This window comes from Thermoleptolyngbya sp. PKUAC-SCTB121, assembly GCF_016919485.1.
Classification (GTDB): domain Bacteria; phylum Cyanobacteriota; class Cyanobacteriia; order Elainellales; family Elainellaceae; genus Thermoleptolyngbya; species Thermoleptolyngbya sichuanensis.
In genome coordinates this window covers 925926-943900 of sequence record NZ_CP070366.1, presented here as the reverse complement: position 1 = coordinate 943900, position 17975 = coordinate 925926, and the positions used below count along the sequence as shown (strand labels likewise).

Below are 17975 nucleotides of genomic sequence, written 5' to 3'. Positions count from 1 at the left end.
CAAGCGATCGCCCCTGCAAGTCTCAGGATTCACCAGACAATCTGGGTGCGGCCAACGGTGAAGTTCAGAGAAAAAAAGCGAAATGAAACGCAAGCGTGAGGGAATCCTCACTTATGCATACACTTGGGAATAGAGCGATCGCTGTTGGGGCGATCGCCCTGCATCTTCCTCCTCATCTGCACAACGGCGTGCAACGCGATAACCCCTATGGCGAGCCTCAAGATCCTGATTGTGGACGACAGCAAGACGATTCGGATGCAGGTACGAGACATGCTTCCGCGCGGCAGCTATGAGGTGATCGAGGCGCGAGACGGGGTGGAAGGGCTACATGTGATTCGCCAGGAGCGCCCCAATTTAGTGCTGCTGGATTTCTTTATGCCGCGCATGAACGGCTGGGAAGTAGTGCAGACAATCCAGGCCGATCCCCGGCTCAAGTCGATCCCGATCGTGATGATGTCGGGTCGCCGCGAAGATGTGGAAAAAACCGTGCCGGAACTGTTTGACTATTTTGAATTTGTCGGCAAGCCGTTTGGTCAGTCGCATCTGTTCAACGCAATTCGCTCTGCCACGGCTAAGGCAAAGGATCGCCAAGAGGTGGCAGCGATTCCGATGCGCTCTCCAGCAGAGGTGGAAGACGCTCCCGCCGTTGGGACCAACGGAGCCACCGAACTCCAGCAACTCAAGGCCGAAGTGCAGCAACTCCGCAACCAAAATGCCCGCCTGCGAACGGAAGTAGAAACCCTGAAAAAGCAGATGGCGCAGGTCGTCGCCCTAGTGCGCCAGAAGTTGGGATAGCGCAAAGTCGTGGGCAACCAGAACCAGCTTGCCTAGAATAGATTCGCCTTTAGTAAGAAACCTTGAATAGAGGATGGAAAGAGCGAATGGCAAGAAATTATGCCAAGCTTAATGGCTTAGCGCTGAGGTAATCACCCGCTCCAAATCTGACTCTTTCCAGGGTTTGCGAAGGCAAGTATAGAGATTGGCCTGCTGTCTCGCTCGCTCAATAGCCGCTTCATCGGCCTGCCCCGTCAGCATAACCGTTACAATTTGCGGAAATTGCTGATGAACTTGGCGCAAAAACTCATCCCCCTTTACGTTAGGCATGAGCCAGTCAGACACGATTATCAAAATTTTGATGGATTCTTCCTCCAATTCACTAATAATTTCCCAAGCTTCTTCGGCACTTTGAGCAAATTCATACAAATACCGACGACCAAATAGCCGCTGTAGCTGAGATTTCAGCGCAGCGATAACAACTGCTTCATCATCAACACACAAGATTGCCGCGTCAGACATGAGCCAATTCCTCAGTAGTGTTCTCAATGGGATCAGTGTTTTTGCTGGACACTTTATTGGCAGGTAGCCAAACCCTAAATTCAGTGTTTCCAGGATGGCTTTCTACTTCTATAGATCCACGATGTTTGTCAATGATTTTTTTACTAATGTACAGCCCTAAACCACTACCCTCTCCAGCAGCCTTAGTGGTGAAAAATGCGTCAAACATCCGCGTTTGAACTTCCTGTGGAATGCCGCTGCCAGTGTCGGCAATTCTTACTTCAAGTCCTCCATTCTTCTCGATGACTGAAATGGTTAATGTTCCACCGGATTCCATTGCCTGAATTGCATTATGAATCAGATTTGTCCAGACTTGAATCAACTCGTCAGGGTATCCCCAAATATCAGGAACCTGCTGATAGCTGCGAACTAGCTGAATATTTCGCTTAATCTGGTTGTGATAGATTTCCAGCACATTTTCAATGCCGTCAGTAATTTGGAGCTGCTTTTGTTCTCCAGTTTGGTCGAATCGAGCATAGCTCTTGAGAGCGAAAACGATCTTAGAGGAACGCTCAACTGCTCTTAGAATCGTTTGGTTATTGAGAAAAGAACTGGCGAGGTTGTGAGCTAAACAAATCGCCCAATCTTGATGTTCACTTTTGAGAATCGGCGACAGAAATTCAAGATCCTTGCGAACTCCAATATCAATCAGTAAATCTGCCAAGTATCTAGGATCATCAACACCCTGAGACTTTAGTTGAGCCGTAAGTTCTCGCTTGATAGAACGCTGCTCTTGATGAGACAGCGGAGGAGTCAGTGCCTTAGAAATCAGCTCAAAGAAGCTCTCTTGCTGCTCAGGCGTGAGACGATGGTGTAATTTGGGCAAGCCGGCGATCGCCTCTTTGAGCGCGTGGTTTGTATTGCTTGCAGCGGCTTGGATGGCTCCCAATGGATTATTGATCTCATGAGCCACTCCAGCAATTAGCTGTCCCAAGGCAGCCATTTTCTCCTGCTGAACTAGATGCTCCTGAGTGTTTTTGAGTTCGGTGAATGCTGACTCCAGAGCAAGATTTTTCTGCCACAATTTTTTACTAAATTCATGAAAAACTAGGCTAATGGCTGAGGCAGAGAATACGAGAGAGAGGGTAGTTCCTAGGTTTACTAGGAAGCGTGTTCTTTGATGCTGCTCAATATACACCTTCTCTAGCGCCATAATCTCGGCATAGAGATCGTCATAGATTTCATCAATTTCGTCTGCCTCAGCCTCAGAGGCCTGCTCAACTTGTCCAGCCTCAATCAGACTAAAAACTGCTGCCATCTTCTGTTGATAGACGGTGTGTAGAGCCAGGATACGCTCTAGATCAGCTTGGTATTTTCCCTGTTTAAGCTGCTCAAGCCCTTCAAGGATTTCATCAGTATTTTCTCGGTTCTCGGCAATCTCTTCGGCAAGATCTTCATCAATTTTCTGCTTAGAAAATCCCTCCCACTCTAAAGCATTGAGACGACTCACCTGTTCCTTAATCTGCGTCAACAGGAGCCGGGCGTTGTTACTGCGCTCTGCCATCCGATCTAATCCATAGATTGCAGAACTGCTTATAACTGCAAAGGCTAGGGCAGTCACAATTACTGAACCTGTTGAAAGCCCAAATTTGAACCTGCTTGAGGCTGGAAAAATCATGATATAACCTTGCTACTTGACTCTATGCAACTATGCGAATTTCCAGATCTACTTTGCTCTTCCAACTATGCGTTGTGGATAAGCCCATTTAGATCCTGCTGGGGAAACCTTACACTCTGCATTAATACACTTATTATTGACAGCCTGTGCGGAAAATTTACACGTCTCGATTTAGGATCGGCCACAAGAGACGCACTTTCGGCCAATTGACTGAATCTGTGCTTATGTTTGAGGATTTTTGTCCTAGTAAAATCTTGATATTAGCTTGTTTTTATCATGGAATGATGAAGAGAGGAACGAAGTTGAAATCCTTGTAGGTTATGGTTTAGATTTAGCAGGCTGCTTGCCTCTTTGATAGCTTATTTGACGCGCGTTATTTAATCATCTAACGCTTTTGTCGGTTGACTCAATCGAGTTTTTGAAGGTGTTTTTCAGTTTTTTATGGCCTATGATGCCCTACTTAAAATCTAAATAAAGATCTGGAGGTCTGGAAAATCTGGCATGATGCAGAGGAAGGTTGCACAGGAAGTCTCAGGAAATCTCACAGGAAATCTCAATTTATGGAGCAGATGATTCGGGTGGGGATTGTGGGCACGGGCTACGCGGCTAAGACCCGCGCCGAACTGGTGCAGGCAGATGCTCGGACGCAACTGGTGGCGATCGCCAGCCGTGACCTCTCCCGCGCTCAGTCTTTGGCAGAACCCCTCGATGCAGAAGCGACTGACGATTGGGGCACTCTGGTGCAGCGGACGGATATTGACCTGGTGATCGTGTCTACTGGCAACGCGCAACATGCGACCGTTGTGAGAGCCGCGCTGCAAGCAGGCAAGCACGTCGTGGTGGAATATCCGCTGGCGCTGGATTTGGCGACTGCCAAGGATCTCGCTGCGCTGGCGACATCCCAAAACTGCCTGCTGCATGTGGAACATATCGAACTGCTGAGCGGCATCCACGAAGCCATCCAAACCGCCCTGCCCACCATTGGCACGCCGTTCTATCTGCGCTATAGCGACCTCACGCCCAAGCAGCCCGCTCCCGAAAAGTGGACCTATGACATGGCGGAGTTTGGCTTTCCGCTGGTGGGGGCGCTGTCGCGGGTGCATCGGCTCACGAACCTGTTTGGCCCGGTGAAAACGGTCAGTTGCCAGACCCGCTACTGGCAGCCCGATGCCGCCAATTCCCGGTTTACCACCTGCGTTTGTACGGCTCAACTGCGGTTTGCCAGTGGGCTATTGGGCGATGTGATTTACGGCAAGGGGGAGGCGCTGTGGGCGGCGGAGCGGACGCTGACGATCCAGGGGGAAACGGGGGCGATCGCCCTCAATGGCGACAGCGGCGAACTCATCTTGCCCGACCAGACGCAGCCTCTTGAGTTGGGCAGTCGCCGGGGCCTGTTTGCTCGCGACACGGCCGCCGTGCTGGACTTTCTCACCGAAGGCAAGCCGCTGTATGTGTCGGTGGCGGACAGCCTCTATGCCCTGGCGGTGGCAGAGGCGGCAAGGATTTCGGCGGAGAAGGGGGAGGTGGTTGGAGTCGTGGAGTAATCGAGGAATAGAGTAGCGAAGGATTGCTCCCTACCCCTCTGCCTTCTTACGGGGATTGGTAATGACTAGCTCGAACTCCCAGCCGGGAATTTTCTTGACAGACTCGCTGAGCTTGCGGAGGTCGTCAGGGCCGTTGAGCGTCAGGCTTTCGCGGGTGCGGACTTCGGCGGCGATCGCCTTTTCGTCGCGCCGGGCTACCAGATCTAGGGAACAGTGAGCCAGCGGAGACGGCAAATCTTCTGGAGCAGGATAAAGAGTCACCTGATATCCCTGCTTGCGGTATTCCCGCGCAAGCTTCAGCAGGCGCTGATGCTCTAACGGACTCCGATTCGGTGGACGGGTCATATACGGCAACTCTAAATAACGCAGAAAGAATAACGCAAAAACGGTAGCGCGAAAACGCCACTGCAAATAAATCCTAACCTAGTCTTCTAGCTTAGCTCAGACGGATCGGGAGCCGCCTCTATCCGGATATGCAAAAACTCCTCACCCTGGCAAAATCCTTCTGCCAGCGCCGTAGACATTCCTTTAACGCGAAAAGAAGCGTTCAAGTTTCGGCGGCGGCTGATGAAATCCGTGATCTGATAATCGTCTACGTAAATCACCCCGTTCAGCGCGTCTCGCACTGGTTTCACTATATTATCACTGTCGGGAACACCAGACTCGTCGCCGAGAGGCGCGTCGTAGTAGTGCGTAATGATCACCTTGAGGTAATCGCCCAGCGGTGCTTTGCCATTCCAGCAGGCGATCGCCCTCTGCCGCACTTTTTCTCTCCAGTCGCGCAGACGAGCCTTGTCTTTGGTTTGGTGCGAAATCGGCTTGCCGATCACGATCAATTCAATGGGTAGCACCATGTATGTCCCACGGGTTAGGCTGGTTGGTTGAATGGTGTTGCCCATGCGGGGGGGGATAAGCCTGGGCTAAACGCTGGGCCGATGGCAGCAAAAGAAGTTCTGGCTGAGATCTTTGAAATCAATCGCCTGAAGAAGTTAATCATCGGAAGCGAAGCGTTCAAAGTCAGGATATTGCAACCCGTATATTAAAGCTAAAAACCGGAGCCAACAAACAGGGCTGAAACCTGGAGCGAAAACTGGGGAACCCCTAGAAGTAGAGAGTGCTAGAAGCAGCGGTTAACGCAAAACGGGCTGCGGTATCTGTTCGCGGTTTAGAGAAATTGCCCGTTTAGAACTGCCCGTTTAGAACTGCCCGTTTAGAACTGCCCGTCAATAAACCGTGCAAAACCCCTGCTTCTGGTAAATGCTGACCGTATGGATTGATACAGGTGGCGGGAATGGTTTTCCTGGCAGACACGCAGGTTACCTATCAAGTTACCTGACCAAGTTACCTATATAGTAAGTCTGTTTTCTGGAATGTGTGTTATCACGCAAGTCACTGGTTCTTTTTCGGCTTTCTTTTGGCTCTCTTTCCATTCATGGAGCAGTTCCCCGCACAGGCAGTCTGCGACGGGCGATCGCCCGACCCATTGCTGGATTGGCAAGCAGAGGACTGGCGCGAGTCGCGATCAATGTCAGTTCGTTTGAGTCAGTTCGTTTGAGTCAGTTCGTTTGATACCAGTGACTCTAATAACACGGGACTCCTCCGGAGTAATGACGTGCATTGCTGGCTAAAAGGTTGCCGCAAGCGGGCAAAAGCTGGGTAGAAATCGACTAAGAAACTGAACTATACGCAATGTGCAACTTTGCCGATCTCCCCCACCCTAAATCCCTCTCCCAATCTGGGAGAGGGACTTCAAGCCCCTTGCTCCCCTTCTCCCAAGTCGGGAGAAGGGGTTGGGGGATGAGGGCAGCTTGAACGTTGCACATCGCGTGAACTACGTGAACTATATGAGACAGGACAAGGCTTATGAAAATTCCTCCTACGTGGCGATTACCTCCCGCGATTCAAAACCGATTTGGCGAACGCAGCGTCGGCAAGCAGCGGGCAATGGTGGTAGACGGACACCTGCTGCTGATTTTGCACAAAGCCCCTGAGGCCGGTGAGCAGACCCGCGTCGGCGTGCTGTTTTGGCGGCAGCCCAACGGCATCTGGGAACACAGCGGCGGCGGCATTGGGTTGCAACCGCTGCTGAAACATCTAGAAAATTACAACACCGCCGAGGAAAAATTGCAAATTGCCTATCGGCAGGCCGAGAGTGCTGAAGATTACTTTCACCTGCTGGAGGCGATCGCCCCTCTGCGCCTGTCGGCCAAGAACATGCACGCAACCCTGCAAGCTGCCCGCGAAGGCGTTCCCGACGACCGCGACCTGATCGACCTGCGCGACTGGGCCTACGAAATCGATCGCAGCCTGGATCTGCTGTATGAAAACACGAAAAACGCGCTAGATTACCAAATTGCCCAGCGGGCCGAGGAGCAAAATCGACTGGCCACGGAGGCGCTGGTGGCGGGGCATCGGCTGAATATCTTGGCGGCGGTGTTTTTGCCGCTGACGGCGATCGCCGCGCTGTTTGGCATGAATCTGAACAGCGGCGTAGATGCCTCCTCCACCTTCACGTTCTGGTTAGTGTCCGTGGGGGCGATCGCCCTCGGTTCCCTCATCCGCCGCTGGGTGGTGACGGGGCGCTGGCTGTAGCGCTGGGCGTTGGGCAACCGTCGGATCGCAAATTCACCCGACCGGATCTGCTGTCGCCCAAGCAAATACGATAGGATGCCCAATGGGTCAGGAGTTGCGCCCAGACTGAGGAAATCTATGGTGAGTGAAAAGCGCAAGGTAGGACAGCGCGGCTGGGGCTGGGCGATCGCCGCTGGCGTTGCGGCTTTGGGGCTGCTGGGGTTAGGCGTGGCCCAGATCGTCGCTTCCCGTCGTGCCGCGTTTGAGGCAGAGCTAACCGAAGTGCCCGCCCCTACGCGAGTCGAAGTGGTGGCGCTGGGACGGCTGGAGCCACGGGGTGAAGTGGTGCGTGTGGGCGGGCCCACGGGCGAACGGATTCAGCGGCTGGAGGTGCGCCAGGGGGATATTGTGCAAACGGGCACGGTGCTAGCCTATCTGGAAAGCTATGACGAGCGGCGGGCCCAGCGGGATGTGGCGGCGGCCCAGCTTGCCGAAGCCGAACAGCGCCTGCGGGCGACGACCACTTTTGCCCAGGCCCAGGTGCGCGAGGCTCAATCCCAGGCAGAGCGGATTCAAAGCCCGGCCCAGTTTGAACTCCAGGCACAGCAGGCGCTGGTGCGGGAGCTAGAGGCAGATTTGGCGCAGAAAAACCAGGATTTGCGCCGATTTGAAGATCTGTACGCGCAGGGAGCGATTTCTCAGCAGGAGCGCGATCGCCAGCGTAGCACCGCCCGCCAGTCCGAAGAAAAGCTCAACAATGCCAGAGCCAACCTGGTGCGCCTAGAGGCTGACCTACAAGCCTCGCTGCGGAGCGCCCAGGCGACTGTGCAGGCCCAGGAAGCGAACCTGCCCCTGAGCCAGGTGCAGGTCGCCGTCGAATCGGCCCGCCAAAACCTGAACCTGGCCGAAGCGCAGCTAGAGCGCACCATTATTCGCGCTCCCCAGGCCGGGCGCATTTTACGAATTCTCACGCTGGCTGGTGAGGCGATTGGGCAAGACGGCAGCGTGCTGGATATGGGCGACACCAGCCAGATGTTTGTTGTGGCAGAGGTCTATGAAACCGACGTGGGACTGGTTCGGGTTGGGCAACCCGCCATGATCACCAGCCGCAATGGAGCCTTTGATGAAACGCTGTCGGGCAGGGTGGCAGAAATCGGCTGGCAGGTCTTCAAAAACAACGTGCTGGACGATGACCCGGCCGCCAATGCCGATGCCCGCGTGGTGGAGGTGAAGGTGCAACTGGACGACGGCCGCCCCGTGGAAGCGCTGACAAATTTACAGGTTGATGTGCGGATTGATGTGAGATGAGCGCCTGTTGTGGCGTTGCGATGCTACGCTAGTGCTGGCCAGAGAAACCCCATGCGTACCCCCCTCGCTCTGCTGAATCTGACTGCTGAAAAGACGCGATTTGTGGTGGCGATCGCCGGAGTCGCGTTTGCGGTCATTTTGGTGTTCATGAACCTGGGTTTTTTGGGTTCGCTAGCGGAGACGGCTGCAATCATCTACAGCCGCATCAATGCCGACATTTTTTTAGTGTCGCCCCAAGCGTTAGAGATTACCTCGACCAAGCCCTTTCCTATTCAGCGAATTTATCAAGCAGCGGGGGTGCCGGGGGTGCGGCGCGTGATGCCGCTGTATGTGGGCTATCTGCAATGGCGCAATGTGGAAACGCGCCAGAGTCGCGCCATGTTTGTCTACGGAATTAACCCGAATGATTCGGTGTTTACGATGCCGGAGATGCAAACGCCGGAAAACCAGGCGGCGCTGCGGCGATTTGATACGGTGCTGATCGACACGCTCTCGCGGCCGGAGTATGGCCCGCAGACGGTGGGGACAGTCACCGAGGCGGATGGACGCAGGGCGACAATTGGCGGGCAGTTTACGCTGGGCGGCGGCTTTGCAGCAGACGGGACGCTGATCATGAGCGACCAAAACTTTCGGCGTTACTTCGATCCGTTTCCGCTCAACCGAATTAATCTGGGCTTGATTCAGGTCGATGAGGGTGCTGATCCGCTGCAAGTGAGCGATCGCCTCCGGGAAATCTTGCCCAAGGACGTGATGGTGTTCACTCAGCAGCAAATCATCGAGCGCGATCGCGACTATTGGATTGGCGCAACCTCGACGGGCTTTATCTTTGGCATGGGCGTGGCGGTGTCTTGCATTGTGGGTACGGTGATTGTGTACCAGATCCTCTACACGGAAATTTCGGATCATCTGAAGCAATACGCAACGCTCAAGGCGATGGGCTACAGCAATCGTTTTTTGTTTACCACGGTCATTCAGGAATCGGTGATTCTGGCCGTGCTGGGCTACATTCCAGGATTTATCATTTCTCTGATGCTGTATGAGCTAACCATCCGAGCAACGGCAGGAGGTCTGCCCGTTCGCATGGATCTGGAGCGGGCGGTGCTGGTGCTGGGGCTAACGGTGATGATGTGTGCGCTGTCTGGGCTGGTGTCGGTGAATAAGGCGATTACTGCTGACCCGGCGGACGTGTTTTAGCTAACGGGTTTTCGGGGGAGGCTTCGGCGAGGGTTTCAGCCAGCGCTCAAGCGTCTGGAAACATGAATGGTGCCCGTACATCAATCGATGGGATGTTAAGAGCTAATTTATGAAGCAAATCTTAAGAAGCCTGAAACTCTTGGCATGTGTGGCTTTGAGGTCATGTTTGCCCAGGAAAAGCGGTTTCTCGGAAATCCTTGATTAACAAGGCTTTCAGGCTCCTTTACAAATTAGCTCTAAGAGGGTTTCAGCCAGCGCTCAAGCGTCTGGAAACTGGTAGCCGAAGTAATCTAGCTCAAAGGCGTAGGCGGCTTCCACCAGTTGCCGGGATTTGTTGGTATAGAGAGCGTGGGCGATCGCCACTTTGGGTCGAGTTCCCGTTTTGAGTTGGGGCAGCGCCTCCGGATTCCACGGCACTCCCAGCTTGGCGCAGATGCGCTCCAGGTCTGCCGCCAGAGACTCGTAGCGAATCACCTCATCCAGACAAAACTGTCCGTCGATCAAATACTTGTTGCGGTCGATGGGCGGGCCGTGCGTCATCAGCCAATGCTCAAAGGCGGCGGCATCGCTGCTGGGCGAATCGGGTGCAGAGGGCGCGTGCGATCGCCCAAAGTAAAAGGCTGAAATCGCCTTTTCGTAAGGATTGCGAATGACGCAAAACTTGAAATAGCGCGTCCAGAGGTCTTCGCCCAACTGTTCCCGAATCTGGGCGGCGGGCATGTGGTTCCACCAGCGGCAGCCTTCTGGCTTGCCCGGCCCGCGATAGCCCACAATGCCCGCCGCCGATACCGATTCCTCACGCACGCGGGCCAGGTTTGCCGCACCCTCTTCTACACAAAACGGCTCAAAGTAAGCCTCCACAGAGGTACTCGCCGTCTTCAGCGTTTTCGTGTAGATAAATTGGTGACCGTGGCTAACCAGCATCCCGCATCCTGGAAGTCTGCAAACTTGGACTGGCCAAGCTTACACTAGGCGGAGGATGAACGGGTAGCGGTAGCGCGTTTCGGGATTGCTAAGGCAGGCGAAAATTGCCAGAATGGGCAGAATCAGGTTGACCAGCCCCAGGATCGGGAACAGGAGAAAGCCGACCAAAACGATAGAAAGCACCCCCACAACTAGCCACCATAGCCACATATTGATGTGGAAGTTGATGGCTTCTTTCGCATTCTCTTTGACCACTGGATCGTCTGAAACGAGCAGGATGGCGATGGGAATACCGATAGAAACAACTAGGGCGTTGATAAAAATCGACCCATGACACAGGGCCGAAAGAATTCTTCGCTTGTCTGAATTATCTGAGCTTTGCATGTCGTTTTACCTTGCGACAGCTACATCCTATCGTTTTTGCTGGCAGGAATCATGCAGGCGGAGGGGAGGTTTTCCGTAACCAGGAGGGGGTGTTTTACGGGCCGCTTGGTTTGCGGAATGGCGGAGGTGGCTAGCGGGTCGGCTAGCGGGTCGGGTCAGGGGTCTGGATTCGCATACTCAGGTCCAGCCAGGAGGAGCGGGTGATGGGGGCGCTGCTGGAAAGATAGTCTACGCCCGTTTCGGCGATCGCCCGGATCGTCTCCAAGGTAATGTTGCCCGATGCTTCGATTTTGATGTGCGGGTTCGTGCGGCGAATCATCCGCACTGCCTCCCTCATCTGTTCTACGGGCATGTTGTCTAGCATGATAATGTCTGCGCCATGTTCGAGGGCTTCGGCAACCTGCTCCAGGGTTTCGGTTTCCACTTCCACCGTCAGCGGATAAGGAATGCGGGCCCGCGTCTGGGCGATCGCCGCTGCAATGCTCCCTGCTGCCGCAATGTGGTTATCTTTGATCATCACGCCATCGTCCAGCCCCAGGCGATGGTTCACCGCGCCGCCTGCCTGCACTGCGTATTTTTCCAATACTCGCAGGCCGGGCGTGGTTTTGCGGGTGTCTACCAGTTGGGCGGGCAGGTCGGCAATTTGAGCGACGTATTTGCTCGTCAGGGTGGCAATGCCGCTCAGCCGCATGGCCAGGTTCAGCGCCACGCGCTCCCCCGTCAGCAGGGCATCCAGCGGGCCGATGATTTGGGCGATGACGCGACCGCGATCGCACCACTCGCCATCCTGCGCCAGCGCCTTGAACTGCACGGCTGGATTGAGTAAGTAAAATACTCGCGCCGCCATCGGCAGCCCCGCCACCACGCCCGCCTCTTTGACGACCCACTGCGCCTGGCCCTGGGGAGCGCCCTTGGGAAATAGGGATTGCGTTGTGCGATCGCCCCGCCCAATGTCTTCTAGGAGCCAGTCTTGCAGCAGCCGATCGAGCAACACGGTAGGCGGCAGGAGGGCGATCGCGCTGCCTGGGCTAGGAGGGAGCAGTTCAGAGTGCTGCATAGGAGTTTGGGCTAAGCCTCCGCTGTTGCAGGGTGGGGAGCGGCGCTGAGGGCATCCAGCATGTCCAAAACCTCCCGCTCGAAGGCAACTTGGGCACGGTTGGTGCGACCGCCGACATAGAGCGTTTTGCCCTGCTGCAATGCCCACACCTGCGAGTGCGATACATAGCTCATCAGGACGCTGATCATCAGTAGCCCAAAGCCCGTGTAGACGATGGGAATGCCTGGATCGGCTTTGATTTGTAGCCCCGTGCTGCCCACCAGTTCGGCAATGGTCAGCCGCACGCCGTTGACTTCGGTCGCCATGCCCGCCCGCACGGTGGAAATCAGTTGCCCGTCCTGGTCGTATACCAGTACCGTTCCCTTCAGGTCTTTAGCGATCAGCGATACGCCTTCGCTGAGGTCGGGCTTGGTGGGAAGCCAGGTTCCCCAGAGGCGACCCGCGCCGCCCGTATCGAGTTGCCCCATTGGGATTTGCAAAATCGGGCTGTTGTTGATCTGCACGCGCACGGCGGCGATCGCCCAATCCGCTTGATACAGCGTCACGCCCCTGTAGCGCAGCGGCTCATTGACGTGGATGGTCTTGCGCTTCACTTCCTGCCCAGCAGCATCCAGCACCGACAGGTCGGAATAAAACTGGTCAATGTTGCCCTCTGGCGTGTAGTCGATCCAAAAGCGATTCACGCGCACAGACCAATCCTTGGGAATTTGCGGCGCTGCCCAGGGGCCCGCATCGAAGATATTTTGAATGGTGAAGGTTTCGCCGCTGGGAATCATCTCCTGGGCAAAAAAGCCCGTCATTGCGCCCCAAATCGACCCCAGTAGCACCAGAATCATGCTGGCATGGACGATGATCGGCCCGATGCGTCCGACAAGGCCCTTCCGCGCATAGAGGCGATCGCCCTCGCGAAACAGCCGATAGCCCTTGCGTCGCAGCAGTGGCTCTAGCCCGTCGAGCGTTGCGGCATCTACTTCGGCGCTCATGGCCAGCTTCTCAAACTGGCGCGGTTGGCTATAGTAGCTCCACTTTTGCGCCGCCTTGAGGGTGGGAAACTGGCGGGTAAAGGTGCAGGCGATCAGGCTGGAGCCGAAGAGAATCAGCAGCGCCAGAAACCACCAGGTGCGATAGACGTGATCCAGCCCTGCCGCCAAAATCACCTTCCAGGTCAAAAAGCCAAACAGGGCCGGGCTTTCGGGATAGTTTTCTTGATAAAACGCCAGCGATTGCCCCTGCTCGATCACCGTGCCGGAGATGCTGAAGAGGGCGATCGCCAGCAAAAGCACAATTGCCAGTCGCAAGTCCGCCAGCAGCGGCAGCAGCTCCCGCTGAAAGTATTGGCGGGGCAGGTCTTTCCAGGAAGAAGGCGTGGCGGAGTTTAGAGACATGGGGGTATCTAAGCGAAAAGGTATGCAGTCACTCAGTACTACATACCTTTGCAAATCACACTACTCAATTACAATCTCACGAATTGCGTCGCCTTCTGGAGCGCTACCGCTGCTTACCTCGGTGCCGTCGCCAAACCAGTCGGTCACTTTTTGCTTCGCGGCTGCTTTAACTTCGGGTGTGATCGCCATTGCCACTGCGCCCAGCGCTGCCGCCAGCGTGCCCAGGTCGTCTACATAACCTGTCAGCAGCACAAAATCGGGAATTGCGTCTGCGGGCAGAATAAAATAAGCCAGCGCTGAGTAAATCACGGTTTTTGCCCAGACGGGGGTTTCGGGTCGCTGAGCTGCAAAGTAGAGCGTCAGCGCCTTTTCCACGACCTCGCGCCCCGCATACACTGCTGCTCGTTGGAGCGATTGCCAAAATCCCTGTTCCGAAAACCCACGCGCCATGTTTGAAAACCTCACGCTTAAACCTTGACTCTTAGGCACTAGTTCTGAGTATAGCGCTGGAGCTTGGGCACTGCGGGGTTTGGTCGCAGGAGCTAGTAGAGCCAGGGAATCAGGCGCTTGACGCGGGTTTTATACTCAACGTAGTCGGGATACTTTTCCTGGAGCCAGGCCTCTTCTTTTGCGGCCTTGGCGTTAAAAAAGATAAAGAAGACCAGCGCCGCCAGCAGGTGCGTCCCACTGAGCCGATAGAGAGCGATCGCCAGCACAGCAAAAATCACGCCGCTGTAGATGGGATGGCGCACAATGCGGTACACACCCGTTTGCACCAGTTGCCCATCCTCTCGCGGGTAGGGCAGCGGGGTCAGGCTTTGGCCCAAGTCCAGCAGCCCTTTGCCCAAAAATATAGCGGCAGTGAGCGCACACAGAGCGGCGATCGCCCACAGCCCATAACGCAAGGGCGGCTCAATCACCAGCCCTGGCACAGGCACGGTTGGCAAAATCAGCAGCCCCAGCAGCAGCACCGCCTGCAAGATGACCCAATATTCGCCCTTTTTGCCTTGCCACCAGTCCTCGCGGCTAAATCCCCAGTCGGTGAGTGGTTTCATAACCATGGGTCGGAATTACGGCATGGATCAATGACTTGCCGAAATTGCTGAGAAGCAGAATTGCTGAGAACCATTGATCTTTGTTATCGATCCTACCGCGAAACCGATGGCAGGGGCTTGGGGCAGAGGGTAGAGAGGTATGCCGGGTTAGAGACCCGCTCCATTCGTGTAGGCATTGCCGTTTTGATGACCATTGCCGTTCAGGTGGCCGTTCCCGTAGTCGTTTTGATGACCATTTCGATGACCATGATGACCCTGACGATAGGCGTTCCCAAGGCTGGCCTTTGTCTCGTCGGGCAGCAGCGGCAAGTCAATGAATTCGGGCGTTTCGGCGTAGTCGGTGTAGACGGGCTGGGCCGTGAGTTCGTTGGGCACAAATTCGACCGTCACCCGCAGCCGCAGTTTGCCCTGCTGCCAGCCTGCCGAGCCAAGCTGCAAGACTTCACAATCAATGCCGTCTTGAAACCAGTTGCGATCCTGACGCATCCAGGCTTTGCTGCTGCGAAACTGGCGATCGCCCCCGAATAGGGCTTTTTGCGTCGTTAGCGAATCTGCCAGCGCATCGGGCAGCTTGGAACTGAGTGCGACATCTAGAACATGGCGTAACGTAGCGACTCGAACAGTGCCGTCTCGAAATGACAACACATCATCATCATTGAATGCCGTCATATCGAGATTATTTTGTATCTGCATGATTGCCCCCCTTTGGCGATCGCGCATTTCCATGTCATCTTTTACACTGCGCGGTGGGTCAGATCAGGCAAATTCCAAGGCAATCTGTCAAGACTTGGAGACGGCTTTCTGTGGGGATTTCACCGATTGTTTACATTCATGGCAGAGTAATTCCATACGGAGATGCGGCGAAAGGGTAAGGGGGCTGGGGCAAGGGGACGCTGGGGCCAAGGGGGCGCTGGGGCGCTGGGGCGCTGGGGCGCTGGGGCGAGGGGGCGCTGGGGCGAGGGACCCTATGAAAGTCGCTGCCAGATTAGCTCAACGTGCGTGGAGTTTGCGCTGGGCGGCGTTTTCAGCGTGAGGCGATCGCCCTCCAGCGAAAGGATTCGTACCAAGTCTGTGCCAGTGCGGTTGGGAATGGAGGCGATCGCCACATGATGCGTGACGGTGTTGCCTGCCAGCGTGTAGGTTCCGGCGTAGGCGCTGAAGCTAGAAAACGCCTGGGCGCGTTCTGGCCTGGGCACGGCCTCTAGCTGGAAGGGGGAAGCGGGAGTATGGCTCAACGGCGGGCGATCGCCCTGGGCAAATAGAACCGTCATGTGGCCATCGGCGGTGTAGGTTAGGCGACCGACGGGAGAGGGGCCGTAGGCTTCGGGGTTAATGCTGCCGTCCGGGGCGATCGCCCGAATCGCAACGAGCATCCAAGTGCCCACCAGCGGATTGGGGTCATCCATCGAGCGATCGCTCCAGACATACAAGAAACTGTCGCAAGAGTCGAACCAGCGTCTCGCACTCTTGCTCTGTGGCAAACTGCGCCAGTAATGCCTGCTCTTTTTCAAACAGCACGGGCATGACCTGATCGGAAAGCCGGATGCCCTTGTCGGTAAGCTGGACAATCACACCCCGGCGATCGCCCGGATCGCGCAGCCGCGCCACGATGCCGTCTTGCTCTAGCCGATCAATGCGGTTGGTGACTGCCCCCGACGACAGCATCAGTAGACTGTACAAATCGGTCGGCTTGAGCTGATAGGGCGGGCCCTGTCGGCGCAGCGTGGCCAGCACGTCAAACGACCACACGTTTAGCCCATACGCAGCCAGCACCGTTTCTCGGTGTTTTTCCAGCAGACGGGCAATTCGCAGCACACGCCCCACCACGGCCAGCGGCGCGGCGTTAAGCTGGGGCGATTCTCGCTGCCACTGCATCAGAATGTGATCGAGACGGTCTTGCTCCATCTTGCAACTTTATCTCGACATTGAGAACCTTAACGCAGGATTGAGGATAGAGAAACCGATGCCCCGCAATCCTGCAACCCGTCCTGCTGTAGCGCCCCAAACTATAACGCCCCAAACCATAACGCTCTAACTGAAATAGCGGGAAGCCCTGCAGTGGTCGGCAGTGGTCGGCAGTGGTCGGTAACTGTTGTCACTGCATCTGCCCTCACCCTAATCCCTCTCCCAGAGGGCGAGGGACTTCCGATCCGGCTCCTCTTCTCCTTTGGCAGAAGGGGCTGGGGGAAGAGGGCGATTCAGAATGCTAGATCCAACACTGCCGGGCTAATACCTATGGGCTGCGCTAACGCTGCACTGGATCGACCACGATTTCAATGCCCTCTGTCGGGCTGCCGTTGGTAATAACGCTGGTGTGCGTGGTGTTGATAAACCGCAACTGCCCGTCTATCGTGATTCGGGCCTGCACCGCGTAGGTGTAGCGGCTGTCGATCTGCGCTGGGTCATAGGGTAGCGCGAAGGCAAAGGGGACTTGGCGACCGTTGGACTCGATCGTCTGCGTGGCCAAGATGCGGGCGGGTGCGTCGGCGCGGCTGACATCCGCCAGCGACACTTCGATCAGCGCGTTGGGCGGCAGCGCAATTCGCGGCAGATAGGTAACCGTACCCGTGACGAGCGATGACTGTTGCACCATACCGTTTACCGTAAGCGATTGGGTTCCTGAATTGCCGCGACAGACCCGTGCAGAAAGCGCTCCCTCGTAGGCGTAGGTCGTGCCGTCTGCATCAGTTGTGGCCGTGACGGGAACGCCGTTTAGCTCTAGCCGTCCCGTTTGCCGATTGAACAGGTTCATCCGCATTGCGCCATTGCGGCTGAACAGGCGCACGGCGTAACCCGGTGTTTGGAAGAAGGAAAGCGTGGTGCCGTCGGGGAGTGTCGATGCGCCTGGGAGGGCGGGCAGCGTTTCACCAGAGGGCGGCACTTGCACCACAGAACCGTCGATGACGCGATAAAACTGCGTGACTTCCTGCGTCGGACAGCACTGGGGATCGTTGGGGCCTTGAATAATCATGTTGACGCTGATTAGCCCGTCGTCCAGAATGCGGACACGGTTGACCTGGATGCGATCGCCCAGCCCCGCCAGCATCGGCGACTCGATCGCCCCGTCCAGGTTCAGCAGCGGCGCGAGGTAAACGAAAATGCCGGAGCCGCCCGTATTCACTGCCATGATCATCACGGCATCTTGCTGGCCGTTGCCATCCAGGTCGCCAAATGCGATCTGTCCCTGCTGCCGCGACAGCACCGCATTCAGCCGCCGATTCGGATCTTCAAACCGCCCATTTTCAAAGGTAATCACGCCGACCTGCGGCTGTTCGCCCAGGCTGGGGACGCTGTAGCTGGCGTTGAGGGCGATATTGAGGCGATCGCACCAGGCCCGTTTTTCTGGCGTAAACACTTCGCGGGTCAGGCAGTTATACCACGCTTCGCCTGCCTGGGCCAGCGTCGCCCTCGGCAGCGCCCCCGCAACGCCCTGACCGAGCAGCATCACGCCCAATCCCACACCTGCCCATCGGGAAAATATAGTCTTCTTCATCGTTAACATCTGTAACATCCGTGCATCAGTAACCAGGCATTCATCAACAGGTCAGCCCAAAGTCAACCCAAGATTGACTCACTCAGAACCTACGCACTTGCGATAAG

General features: G+C 55.8%; 19 protein-coding genes. 5 read left to right on the top strand and 14 right to left on the bottom strand.

Translation table 11 applies throughout. The features are described 5' to 3' along the window. The first annotated feature begins 207 nt into the window (after window positions 1-207). The gene (locus tag JTM80_RS03950) at window positions 208-795 is read left to right on the top strand and encodes a response regulator (protein WP_205370650.1); all 588 of its coding nucleotides are present in this window, start codon (window positions 208-210) and stop codon (window positions 793-795) included. A 108-nt stretch (window positions 796-903) separates the two neighbouring features. On the opposite strand, the gene JTM80_RS03945 is transcribed toward JTM80_RS03950, so the two are convergent. Beyond that, window positions 904-1296: a response regulator gene (locus JTM80_RS03945; RefSeq protein WP_172356859.1), complete on the bottom strand. Its 393-nt coding sequence runs from the start codon at window positions 1294-1296 to the stop codon at window positions 904-906. Next, complete coding sequence (locus JTM80_RS23315) at window positions 1289-2953, bottom strand: ATP-binding protein (protein ID WP_205370649.1); 1665 nt, start codon at window positions 2951-2953, stop codon at window positions 1289-1291. Before JTM80_RS23315 ends, JTM80_RS03945 begins: the two co-directional genes overlap by 8 nt. Before the next feature lie 560 nt (window positions 2954-3513). Here JTM80_RS23315 and JTM80_RS03935 point away from each other — a divergent pair. Continuing rightward, on the top strand, window positions 3514-4497 hold the full coding sequence (locus JTM80_RS03935; protein ID WP_172356857.1) for a Gfo/Idh/MocA family protein: 984 nt from the start codon (window positions 3514-3516) through the stop codon (window positions 4495-4497). A 30-nt stretch (window positions 4498-4527) separates the two neighbouring features. On the opposite strand, the gene JTM80_RS03930 is transcribed toward JTM80_RS03935, so the two are convergent. Both JTM80_RS03930 and JTM80_RS03925 read right to left on the bottom strand, forming a co-directional pair. Next, on the bottom strand, window positions 4528-4842 hold the full coding sequence (locus JTM80_RS03930) for a hypothetical protein (protein ID WP_172356855.1): 315 nt from the start codon (window positions 4840-4842) through the stop codon (window positions 4528-4530). A gap of 86 nt (window positions 4843-4928) precedes the next feature. Further along, window positions 4929-5351 carry a RusA family crossover junction endodeoxyribonuclease gene (locus JTM80_RS03925; RefSeq protein WP_205370648.1) on the bottom strand — a complete coding sequence of 141 codons (423 nt, stop codon included), beginning with the start codon at window positions 5349-5351 and terminating at the stop codon, window positions 4929-4931. Between the two features lie 1009 nt (window positions 5352-6360). On the opposite strand from JTM80_RS03925, the gene JTM80_RS03920 reads away from it, so the two are divergent. The 3 genes from JTM80_RS03920 (at window position 6361) to devC (ending at window position 9570) form a co-directional block, all read left to right on the top strand. Beyond that, window positions 6361-7089 (top strand): CorA family divalent cation transporter, encoded by a 729-nt coding sequence (locus JTM80_RS03920; RefSeq protein WP_172356853.1) that lies wholly within the window; start codon window positions 6361-6363, stop codon window positions 7087-7089. A gap of 117 nt (window positions 7090-7206) precedes the next feature. Next, window positions 7207-8376, top strand: a complete 1170-nt coding sequence (locus tag JTM80_RS03915) for an efflux RND transporter periplasmic adaptor subunit (protein WP_205370647.1) — start codon at window positions 7207-7209, stop codon at window positions 8374-8376. Between the two features lie 51 nt (window positions 8377-8427). Continuing rightward, on the top strand, window positions 8428-9570 hold the full coding sequence (gene devC, locus JTM80_RS03910) for an ABC transporter permease DevC (protein WP_172356849.1): 1143 nt from the start codon (window positions 8428-8430) through the stop codon (window positions 9568-9570). A 258-nt stretch (window positions 9571-9828) separates the two neighbouring features. Here the strand turns inward: devC and JTM80_RS03905 are convergent, their stop codons facing one another. The 10 genes from JTM80_RS03905 to JTM80_RS03860 form a co-directional block, all read right to left on the bottom strand. Beyond that, window positions 9829-10494 (bottom strand): sulfotransferase family 2 domain-containing protein, encoded by a 666-nt coding sequence (locus JTM80_RS03905; protein ID WP_172356847.1) that lies wholly within the window; start codon window positions 10492-10494, stop codon window positions 9829-9831. Between the two features lie 39 nt (window positions 10495-10533). After that, window positions 10534-10878, bottom strand: coding sequence for a DUF4870 domain-containing protein (locus tag JTM80_RS03900; protein ID WP_172356845.1), 345 nt, complete (start codon window positions 10876-10878; stop codon window positions 10534-10536). 142 nt (window positions 10879-11020) lie between these two features. Beyond that, on the bottom strand, window positions 11021-11935 hold the full coding sequence (gene nadC, locus JTM80_RS03895) for a carboxylating nicotinate-nucleotide diphosphorylase (RefSeq protein ID WP_172356844.1): 915 nt from the start codon (window positions 11933-11935) through the stop codon (window positions 11021-11023). A gap of 11 nt (window positions 11936-11946) precedes the next feature. After that, the gene (locus JTM80_RS03890) at window positions 11947-13320 is read right to left on the bottom strand and encodes a cytochrome c biogenesis protein (protein WP_205370646.1); all 1374 of its coding nucleotides are present in this window, start codon (window positions 13318-13320) and stop codon (window positions 11947-11949) included. A 60-nt stretch (window positions 13321-13380) separates the two neighbouring features. Beyond that, complete coding sequence (locus tag JTM80_RS03885) at window positions 13381-13770, bottom strand: YkvA family protein (RefSeq protein ID WP_172356840.1); 390 nt, start codon at window positions 13768-13770, stop codon at window positions 13381-13383. Window positions 13771-13862: 92 nt separating this feature from the next. After that, complete coding sequence (locus JTM80_RS03880) at window positions 13863-14375, bottom strand: isoprenylcysteine carboxylmethyltransferase family protein (RefSeq protein WP_205370645.1); 513 nt, start codon at window positions 14373-14375, stop codon at window positions 13863-13865. Between the two features lie 147 nt (window positions 14376-14522). Beyond that, window positions 14523-15044, bottom strand: coding sequence for a KGK domain-containing protein (locus JTM80_RS03875; protein WP_205370644.1), 522 nt, complete (start codon window positions 15042-15044; stop codon window positions 14523-14525). A 296-nt stretch (window positions 15045-15340) separates the two neighbouring features. Further along, a complete protein-coding gene (locus tag JTM80_RS03870; RefSeq protein WP_172356834.1) occupies window positions 15341-15781 on the bottom strand; it encodes a lipocalin-like domain-containing protein in 441 nt (146 codons plus the stop codon). Beyond that, the gene (locus tag JTM80_RS03865; RefSeq protein WP_172356832.1) at window positions 15774-16280 is read right to left on the bottom strand and encodes a MarR family winged helix-turn-helix transcriptional regulator; all 507 of its coding nucleotides are present in this window, start codon (window positions 16278-16280) and stop codon (window positions 15774-15776) included. The genes JTM80_RS03870 and JTM80_RS03865 overlap by 8 nt, the downstream gene beginning before the upstream one ends. Window positions 16281-16620: 340 nt before the next feature. Next, window positions 16621-17868: a YbaY family lipoprotein gene (locus JTM80_RS03860; RefSeq protein ID WP_205370642.1), complete on the bottom strand. Its 1248-nt coding sequence runs from the start codon at window positions 17866-17868 to the stop codon at window positions 16621-16623. Between the last annotated feature and the right edge of the window lie 107 nt (window positions 17869-17975).